Here is an 8480-nt window from a genome sequence, read left to right as displayed (position 1 = left end):
CGGTGAGCCCGGCGCCCCCGGCGAGCCCGGTCAGCGGTGACGCCATGACGTTGCGGACACGCTCGTGCGAGGTCGACGGCATCAGGCCGGTGTCCATGACGGCATCGACGACGGCGTCGGCCAGGCAGCCGTCGTCGTGGCGGATGCCGCGCACCTGCAGGTTCGCGCGGCTCGTCAGGTGCACGCTGCCGTCGCCGTGCGCCGTTGCGACGTCGTGCAGCCGCGTCAGCGCGTCCGCGGACAGGTGCCCGCCGGGCACCCGGAGGCGCACCAGGGCGCCGTCGTCGGCGATCCAGGGTCGAAGCAGTCCGGGACACAGGTCGCGGCGGGTCCGTTCGGTCACGCGGACATGGTGCCACTCACCCTCCCGGCGACGATCCGGCGTCGGTACTGCTACGGTCGGCTCGCCAGTCAAACTCAGCGATGAGCCAGGGAACCCGGTGAGAGTCCGGGACTGACGCGCAGCGGTGAGGGTGACGGGCGGGGCATGAAGCCACTGGTCCGCAAGGTCTGGGAAGGCGCTCCGTCCGGTTGATCCCGAGTCCGAAGACCTGCTGGCCCTCACGGCGACCGCCGTGCGGTCCCGCCGGGCTTCGCGAAAGAGCCCCAGACCTCGAAGGATCACGCCATGCGCGTTCCCCATCGTCTTGCGATGTTCGTTCTCGTCGGATCCATGCTGACCGGCTGTGCCGGAGCTCCCACCGAATCTGCGGGGAAGGGTGCGACCGCGGCCGGCTTCCCCGTCGAGGCCACCAGTTGTGGCCACGTCAGCACCGTGAAGGCCCCGCCGCAGGCGGCGATCACCTTGAACCAGGGCGCCACGGAGGTGGCCCTCGCGCTCGGACTCGAGCAGCGGTTGGCCGGCACGGCCTACCTCGATGACGCCATCGCACCTCGATTCGCCGGCGCCTACGCGAAGGTGAAGGTGCTGGCGGCCGAGTACCCCTCGCACGAGGCCGTCCTGGCCGAGGAGCCCGACTTCGTCTACGGCTCGTACGCCAGCGCGTTCGCGGATGAGTCGGCCGGGACGCGCGAGGAACTGCAGGGGCTGGGCATCGGCTCCTACCTGTCCCCGTTCGGATGTCCCGACGCCCGCGACCGGGCCGAGGTGGGCTTCGAGTCCGTCTGGCAGGAGATCCACGCCGTCGCGGACGTCTTCGGCGTGCCGGAGCGTGCGGCCAGGATCGAGAGCGACCAGCGCGCGACGGTCGAGGAGCTGGCCGAGGTCGGCGCGGGTCGCGGGACGCGGGTCTTCTGGTACGACTCGGGCGACAAGACCGCGTTGGCGGGAGCCGGCGAGGGCGGTCCCCAGGTGATCCTGGACGCGGTGGGCGCCACGAACGTCTTCGGCGGTCTGGACGGCGGATGGGCCGATGTCTCCTGGGAGCGGGTCGTGAAGGCCGAACCCGACGTGATCGTCGTGGCCGACGCCTCGTGGTCGTCCGCCGCGGAGAAGATCGCGCACCTGCGCAAGGACCCGGTCCTGAAGCGGCTGCGCGCGGTCCGTGACGACCGGTTCATCACCGTGGCCTACTCGGAGTCGACCCCGGGCGTCCGCCTCGTCGACGGCGCGCAGCAGGTGTCCGATCGTCTGATCGCACTCGGCCGTCCTTGATGCTGCAGCGCAAGGAGCGCTCCGTCCGATGGCACAGCCGGGCCAGTGGCGGCGTCGTGCTCGTGTGCGTACTGCTGGGCGCCACGGTCTCACTCGCCCTCATGCTGGGTTCGGTCCAGGTGCCCGTCGTGAGCGTGTGGGAGGTCGTCGGCCGTCGGCTGGGAGTGCCGGGACTCGACGTCTCGCTGCTGGACGATCGGATCGTGTGGCAGCTGCGGCTTCCCCGCGTGCTGGGTGCAGCGGCGACCGGTGCGGGACTCGCGCTGTGCGGCGCCGTCCTGCAATCGCTCACCCGCAACGACCTCGCCGACCCCTACCTGCTGGGCATCTCCAACGGGGCCGCGGTCGGCGCGGTGAGCGTCATCGTGCTGGGCGTCTCGTTCGCGGGGCTCGTCGGCACCGCCCTGGTGGGCGCCGGCGCGTTCGTGGGCGCCTTGGCCGCTCTCGCGCTGGTCCTGACGCTGGCCAGTGGCCGCAGCGGTGCCCTGCCCCCCACGCGGGTCGTCCTGGCCGGCGTCGCCGTGGGGCAGATGTGCGCCGCGTACACCTCCTTCGTCGTCATGATGAGCGGGGATCATGACGCCGCACGGCGGGTGCTGGGCTGGACGCTGGGGTCGCTCGCCGGCATCCGGTGGAACGGCGCCCTCGTCCTGGTCGGGCTCGTGGTGCTCGCGTTCTGCCTGGTCATGGTGTACACCCGCGCGCTGGACGCCTTCGCGTTCGGTGAGGTGGCGGCCGGTTCGCTCGGGGTCGGTGTCCGAAGCACACGGTGGACCCTCATGGTCGCGACCGCGGTGGTGACCGCAGGCCTGGTGGCGTTCACCGGAGCGATCGGGTTCGTCGGGTTGGTGGTTCCGCATCTCGCCCGCCTGCTGTGCGGTCCGTTGCACCGGACGCTGTTGCCACTCAGTGCGGTTGGCGGAGCGTTGCTGCTGGTCCTGGCCGACACGGCGGCACGCACCGTCGTCCCTGGCCAGGAGGTGCCCGTGGGCGTCGTGACCGCCGCCGTCGGTGCTCCGGTTTTCGTCTGGTTGTTGCATCGACAGGGGAGCACGGCATGAATCTCGAGGTCCAGGACGTGACGTGGGTCCGACGGGGGACCCGCGTGCTCGAGCACGTCTCCGCCTCCGTCCCGACCGGTTCGGTCACGGGCCTGATCGGCCCGAACGGCTCGGGCAAGACGAGCCTGCTGACGCTGCTGGCCGGACTCGCACGACCCACGTCCGGGCGCGTGGTCCTCGAGGGTCGCGACATCGCGGCCATCCCCATCCGCGAGCGTGCTCGGATCATCGCCCTGCTGGAGCAACAGGCCACGACCTCGCTCGACCTCACGGCCCGCCAGGTCGTCGAGCTGGGTCGCATTCCTCATCGGGGGCGCCGAGCCGGTGCGGTCCGTACCGCCGACGTCGTCGGGCAGGCCATGGCCGACGCCGATGTCCTCCACGTGGCCGACCGGCGGTGGCAGACCCTGTCGGGAGGCGAGCGCCAGCGCGTCCAGCTGGCGCGGTCGCTGGCGCAGCAGCCCTCGATCCTCATGCTCGACGAGCCCACGAACCACCTGGACCTGGGTCATCAGATCGGTCTGCTCCGGACGGTGCGCCGGCTCGGGATCACGACCGTCGCCGCGCTGCACGACCTGGACCTGGCGGCGGCGTACTGCGACCGGCTGGTGGTGCTCGACGGGGGCCGGGTCGTCGCCCACGGTCCGGCCGCGAAGCTGCTGTCCAGTCCGCTGATCGAGCACACGTATGGGGTCCGTGCCGAGGTCGAGCACCACCGCATCGCGCAACGGTTGACGGTGGTGTGGCACCCATGAGCGTCCTCGTCCACGTCGCCACGGCGCTGCCCGATGCCGCCCGCCAACCCGTGCTGCGCCGGGCCGCCGCGGATGCCGGGGCGCGGATCGCCTTCCTGCAGGGCGCCGAGCCGACCTTGGTCCGGGTGCTCGACGAACTGCAGGCCGAGGGCGTCCGCGAGCTGCGACTGGAGCCGATCAGCACCGACGACCTGGGATACGCACGGTCGTGGGTGGGCCGGGTGGCCGGCCACTGGCACCGCGAGCAGGTCGACCCGCCCACGATCCACTTCGGCGAGCGCGTGATCACGGGACGCGAGGCGCCACTGTCCTCGTCGGCCTGGGACGCGCCGCCCGACCACCGTCACCACCTCCTGCTGTGTCGAGGGCCGCGGTGCAGCGCACGCGGCTCCGACGACACCTACCGGGCGCTCGTCATGGCCCTGGTCGAGACCGGCCTCACGGACCAGGACGTCCTGATGGCCCAGACCGGCTGCCTCTTCCCCTGCAACCACGGTCCCGTCGCGGTCGTCCACCCGGAGGGTGCCTGGTACGGACCGGTCCTGCCCGGCGACGCGGCCCGCCTCGTGCGCGAGCACCTCGCCGCGGACCGACCACTCGACGACCTCCGACTTCCCGGCTCGACCGTTCCCACCGAAGGAGCATCATGACCCGCATCGCCCTCATGTCCACCTCGGACACCGACCTGCTCTCGGCTCGCGCCAGCGGAGCGAGCTACTCGTGGGCGAACCCCGTCCGGGTGTCCGACGAGCGCCGGGACGCGCTCGTGGACGAGGCGGACCTCGTCGTCCTGCGGGTCCTGGGCTCGCCCGAGGACGTGCGCGACATCGCCGCGCAAGTGCGCTCGAGCGGCCGTCCCCTCGTGGTGCTCGGCGGCGAGCGGACGCCGAACGCGGCGCTCATGGAGCTGTCGACCGCGCCGATCGGCGTCTGTGCCGAGGCGCACCGCTACCTGGCCGAGGGCGGCGACGAGAACCTGCGGCAGCTGCACGCCTTCCTCTCCGACACCGTGCTGCTGACGGGGGAGGGCTTCGAGCCGCCCGCCGTGCTGCCCGAGTGGGGCGTGGGCGAGCGGCCCACCCCCGCGTCGACCGACCCGGCACGCGTGGGCATCCTCTACTACCGGGCCCACGAGGTGAGCGGGAACCAGCGCTTCGCGCACGACCTCGCCGACGCGATCGACGCCACGGGCAAGGCGGTCGGCGTCCCGATCTTCGTGTCGTCCCTGCGGGCCGCCGCCGACGACCTGTTCGACCAGCTGGCCACGCTGGACGCGATCGTCGTGACCGTCCTGGCGGCCGGCGGCTCCAAGCCGGCCACGGCCAGCGCGGGTGGCGACGACGAGTCCTGGGACGTGGAGCGGCTGCGTGCCCTCGACGTGCCCGTGCTGCAGGCGCTGGCCCTCACCTCGTCGAAGGCCGAGTGGGAGGCCTCCGACGACGGGGTCACGCCGTTGGACTCCGCGACGCAGATCGCGATCCCCGAGTTCGACGGCCGCCTCATCACGGTGCCGTTCTCGTTCAAGGAGGTGGACGCGGACGGACTGCCGCGGTACGAGACCGACCCTGAGCGCTGTGCTCGCGTGGCCGGCATCGCCGTCAACCACGCCCGGCTGCGCCACGTGCCGCCGGCCGAGCGCAAGGTCGCCCTGGTGCTGTCGGCGTATCCGACGAAGCACAGCCGAATCGGCAACGCGGTCGGGCTCGACACGCCGGTCTCGGCGATCCGCCTGCTGCGCCAACTGCGCGACGCCGGGTACGACCTCGGTGCCCCCGGCGACATCCCGGGCCTCGACCCGCTGCCCGCTGTCGAGGGCGAGGAGCCCGACACCACGTCGGGCAACGCGCTCATCCATGCGCTGATCGAGGCGGGCGGCCAGGACGAGGAGTGGCTGACGCAGGCACAGCTGAGCAGCTCGCACGTGCGCATCAGCCGCGACGAGTACCTGCGCTGGACGGCCGACCTGCCCGCGGACCTGCGCGACGAGATGGTCGAGACCTGGGGTGAGGCGCCCGGGTCCCTGTTCGTCGACGACGCCGGGGACATCGTGCTCGCCACCCTGCGCGCGGGCAACGTCGTCATCCTCATCCAGCCGCCGCGCGGCTTCGGCGAGAACCCCGTCGCGATCTACCACGATCCCGACATGCCGCCCTCGCACCACTACCTCGCCGCCTACCGTTGGCTCGAGAACGGCTTCGGTGCCGACGCCGTCGTGCACCTGGGCAAGCACGGGTCGATGGAGTGGCTGCCCGGCAAGAACGCGGCCCTCTCGGCGGCCTGCGCCACCGACGCCGCCATCGGCAGCATGCCGTTGATCTACCCGTTCCTGGTGAACGACCCGGGCGAGGGCGCCCAGGCGAAGCGGCGCGCGCACGCCACGATCGTCGACCACCTCGTCCCCCCGATGGCGCGCGCCGAGAGCTACGGGGACATCGCGAAGCTCGAGCAGCTGCTGGACGAGTACGCGAACGTCGCCGCGATGGACCCGCCGAAGCTGCCGGCCATCCGCCAGCAGATCTGGACGCTCATGCAGTCGGCCCAGATGCACCGTGACCTCGGCCTCGACGAGCGTCCCGGCGACGAGGAGTTCGACGACTTCCTGCTGCACGTCGACGGCTGGCTGTGCGAGATCAAGGACGTCCAGATCCGGGACGGCCTGCACGTCCTGGGACAGGCGCCCACCGGAGAGGGCCGCGTCAACCTCGTGCTGGCCGTACTGCGGGCCACGCAGGTGTGGGGCGGCCAGGAGAAGGCGCTGCCGGGGCTGCGGGCCGCGCTCGGGCTGACCGAGGACTCACCGCTGTCCGAGGTCGACCTCGTGGAGTCGCAGGCACGAGGCCTCGTCGAGGCGATGGAGAAGTCGGACTGGGACGTCGCCGCCGTCGAGGACGTGCACGACGACCCGGTCGTGCGCGCGGTCCTGCGGTTCGCCGCCGAGCAGGTCGTCCCGCGCCTCGCGGCGACGACGGACGAGCTCACGAACATCCTGCACGCGCTCGACGGCGGTTTCGTCCAGGCGGGACCCTCGGGCTCGCCGCTGCGAGGCCTGGTCAACGTCCTGCCCACGGGCCGGAACTTCTACACGGTGGACCCGCGGGCGGTCCCGTCCCGGCTGGCGTGGGACACGGGACAGGCGATGGCCGAGTCGCTCGTCGCCCGTCACCTCGAGGACACGGGGGAGTACCCGAGCTCGGTCGGCCTGTCGGTCTGGGGCACGTCGGCCATGCGCACCTCGGGCGACGACATCGCCGAGGTGCTCGCCCTGCTGGGCGTGCGACCGACGTGGGACCCGGCCTCGCGGCGGGTGAACGGGCTCGAGGTCATCGAGCTCGAGGAGCTCGCGCGACCGCGCATCGACGTGACGGTGCGGATCTCGGGCTTCTTCCGCGACGCCTTCCCGCACGTCATCGAGATCCTCGACGATGCCGTTCAGCTGGTGGCGGGGCTGGACGAGCCGGACGAGTCGAACTTCGTCCGGGCCCACACCCGCCAGGACCTGGCCGAGCACGGCGACGAGCGCCGCGCGACGACGCGCATCTTCGGGTCGAAGCCGGGGTCGTACGGCGCGGGCATCCTGCAGGTGGTGGAGTCGGGCTCGTGGCGCGACGACGCCGACCTGGCCGAGGTCTACACGGCGTGGGGCGGCTTCGCCTACGGCCGGGGGCTCGACGGCGTCGCGGCCAGCGACGACATGCGCACGAGCTACCGGAGGATCGCGGTCGCGGCGAAGAACGTCGACTCGCGCGAGCACGACATCGCCGACTCCGACGACTACTTCCAGTACCACGGCGGGATGATCGCCACGGTCCGCGCGCTCACCGGAACGGAGCCGAAGGCGTACGTCGGTGACTCGACGTCGCCCGACGCGGTGCGCACGCGCTCGCTGCAGGAGGAGACGAACCGGGTCTTCCGCTCCCGTGTCGTCAACCCGCGCTGGATCTCGGCGATGCAGCGCCACGGGTACAAGGGCGCCTTCGAGCTGGCCGCCACCGTCGACTACCTCTTCGGGTTCGACGCCACGGCCGGCGTCGTGCACGACTGGATGTACGAGTCGCTGGCCAAGGAGTACGTCCTGGACGAGACGAACCAGGAGTTCATGCGACGGGCGAACCCGTGGGCCCTGCGTGGCATCGTCGAGCGGCTCAACGAGGCGGCCGATCGCGGGCTGTGGTCCGAGCCGGACGCCGAGGTCATGGCCGAGATGGCGCGGGTCTACCTCGAGGTCGAGGGAGACCTGGAGGACGACGCGTGAGCCGCAGGCTCGCGCTCGTCGGGCTCGGCCCGGGCGATCCCGAGCTCGTCACCGCGCAGGCCGCGCGGGTGCTGAACGAGGTGGACTACTTCCTCGTGGCCGACAAGACCGCCCAGCACCCCGGGACCGCCGACCTGATCGAGCGGCGTGACGCGATCTGCGAGCGGCACGTGGCGGGACCGTGGCGGACGGTCCACGTCGCCGATCCCGAGCGTGACCGCGCGGACCCGGCCGACTACGGGGCCGCGGTGCGCGACTGGCACGAGGCGCGCGCCCTCGCCTTCGAGAGCGCCCTGCTGGAGAACCCCGGCGACGCGGCGGTCCTCGTGTGGGGCGACCCGGCGCTGTACGACTCGGCCATCCGGATCGCCGACCGGATCGCCGAGCGTGGGGTCGTCGACGTGGAGGTCGAGGTCGTCCCCGGCCTGAGCAGCGTGCAGCTGCTGGCCGCGCGCCACCGACTCGTCCTGAACACGATCGGCGGCCCCATCACAATCACGACGGGACGGCGCCTGCTCGACGACGCGGCGAGCGGCGACAACCTCGTCGTGATGCTCGACGGCGCGCTCACGTGCTGCCGTTTGCCAGACCCGTCGGGTTGGTGGATCTGGTGGGGCGCCAACCTCGGCTCGCCCGGCGAGCAGCTGATCGCGGGTCGTCTCGACGAGGTCGCCGAGGCGATCGCCGACCGCCGCGAGGAGGCCCGGTCGGCGCAGGGCTGGGTGATGGACACGTATCTCCTGCGGCGAGTCACTCGCCCATGAGTGTCAGGTCGCCTGTGGTCACGCCCCCCGGCC

The 8480-nt window shown here is 72.1% G+C and carries 6 protein-coding genes, 1 pseudogene and 1 riboswitch; of the genes and pseudogenes, 6 read left to right on the top strand and 1 reads right to left on the bottom strand.

Annotated features, from left to right (window positions below):
* Nucleotides 1–343: pseudogene (locus tag RT323_RS00655) on the bottom strand (nitrite reductase); the annotation flags it as partial.
* 40 nt (nucleotides 344–383) lie between these two features.
* Nucleotides 384–574: riboswitch (cobalamin riboswitch) on the top strand.
* Nucleotides 575–652: 78 nt separating this feature from the next.
* On the opposite strand from RT323_RS00655, the gene RT323_RS00650 reads away from it, so the two are divergent.
* Genes RT323_RS00650 through cobF form a run of 6 tightly spaced genes read left to right on the top strand, consistent with a single transcriptional unit; the run spans nucleotide 653 to nucleotide 8447 of the window.
* The gene (locus RT323_RS00650) at nucleotides 653–1615 is read left to right on the top strand and encodes an ABC transporter substrate-binding protein (RefSeq protein ID WP_313404126.1); all 963 of its coding nucleotides are present in this window, start codon (nucleotides 653–655) and stop codon (nucleotides 1613–1615) included.
* On the top strand, nucleotides 1615–2676 hold the full coding sequence (locus RT323_RS00645) for an iron chelate uptake ABC transporter family permease subunit (RefSeq protein ID WP_313404124.1): 1062 nt from the start codon (nucleotides 1615–1617) through the stop codon (nucleotides 2674–2676). Before RT323_RS00650 ends, RT323_RS00645 begins: the two co-directional genes overlap by 1 nt.
* Nucleotides 2673–3431 carry an ABC transporter ATP-binding protein gene (locus RT323_RS00640; protein WP_313404122.1) on the top strand — a complete coding sequence of 253 codons (759 nt, stop codon included), beginning with the start codon at nucleotides 2673–2675 and terminating at the stop codon, nucleotides 3429–3431. The genes RT323_RS00645 and RT323_RS00640 overlap by 4 nt, the downstream gene beginning before the upstream one ends.
* Nucleotides 3428–4081, top strand: coding sequence for a (2Fe-2S) ferredoxin domain-containing protein (locus tag RT323_RS00635; protein WP_313404120.1), 654 nt, complete (start codon nucleotides 3428–3430; stop codon nucleotides 4079–4081). Before RT323_RS00640 ends, RT323_RS00635 begins: the two co-directional genes overlap by 4 nt.
* On the top strand, nucleotides 4078–7683 hold the full coding sequence (cobN, locus tag RT323_RS00630; protein WP_313404118.1) for a cobaltochelatase subunit CobN: 3606 nt from the start codon (nucleotides 4078–4080) through the stop codon (nucleotides 7681–7683). The genes RT323_RS00635 and cobN overlap by 4 nt, the downstream gene beginning before the upstream one ends.
* Nucleotides 7680–8447, top strand: coding sequence for a precorrin-6A synthase (deacetylating) (cobF, locus tag RT323_RS00625; protein ID WP_313404116.1), 768 nt, complete (start codon nucleotides 7680–7682; stop codon nucleotides 8445–8447). The genes cobN and cobF overlap by 4 nt, the downstream gene beginning before the upstream one ends.
* Nucleotides 8448–8480 lie beyond the last annotated feature (33 nt).

The organism is Aeromicrobium sp. (genome assembly GCF_032084975.1).
GTDB lineage: Bacteria > Actinomycetota > Actinomycetes > Propionibacteriales > Nocardioidaceae > Aeromicrobium.
Note: the sequence above shows the minus strand (reverse complement) of the source record. Positions and strands in the feature narration are given on the sequence as shown.

Excerpts from the sequence above, each read along its gene's own strand:
- RT323_RS00640 (WP_313404122.1), top strand. The coding sequence starts at position 2,673 with ATGAATCTCGAGGTCCAGGACGTGACGTGGGTCCGACGGGGGACCCGC.
- RT323_RS00650 (WP_313404126.1), top strand. The coding sequence starts at position 653 with ATGTTCGTTCTCGTCGGATCCATGCTGACCGGCTGTGCCGGAGCTCCC.
- RT323_RS00635 (WP_313404120.1), top strand. The coding sequence starts at position 3,428 with ATGAGCGTCCTCGTCCACGTCGCCACGGCGCTGCCCGATGCCGCCCGC.
- RT323_RS00645 (WP_313404124.1), top strand. The coding sequence starts at position 1,615 with ATGCTGCAGCGCAAGGAGCGCTCCGTCCGATGGCACAGCCGGGCCAGT.
- cobN (WP_313404118.1), top strand. The coding sequence starts at position 4,078 with ATGACCCGCATCGCCCTCATGTCCACCTCGGACACCGACCTGCTCTCG.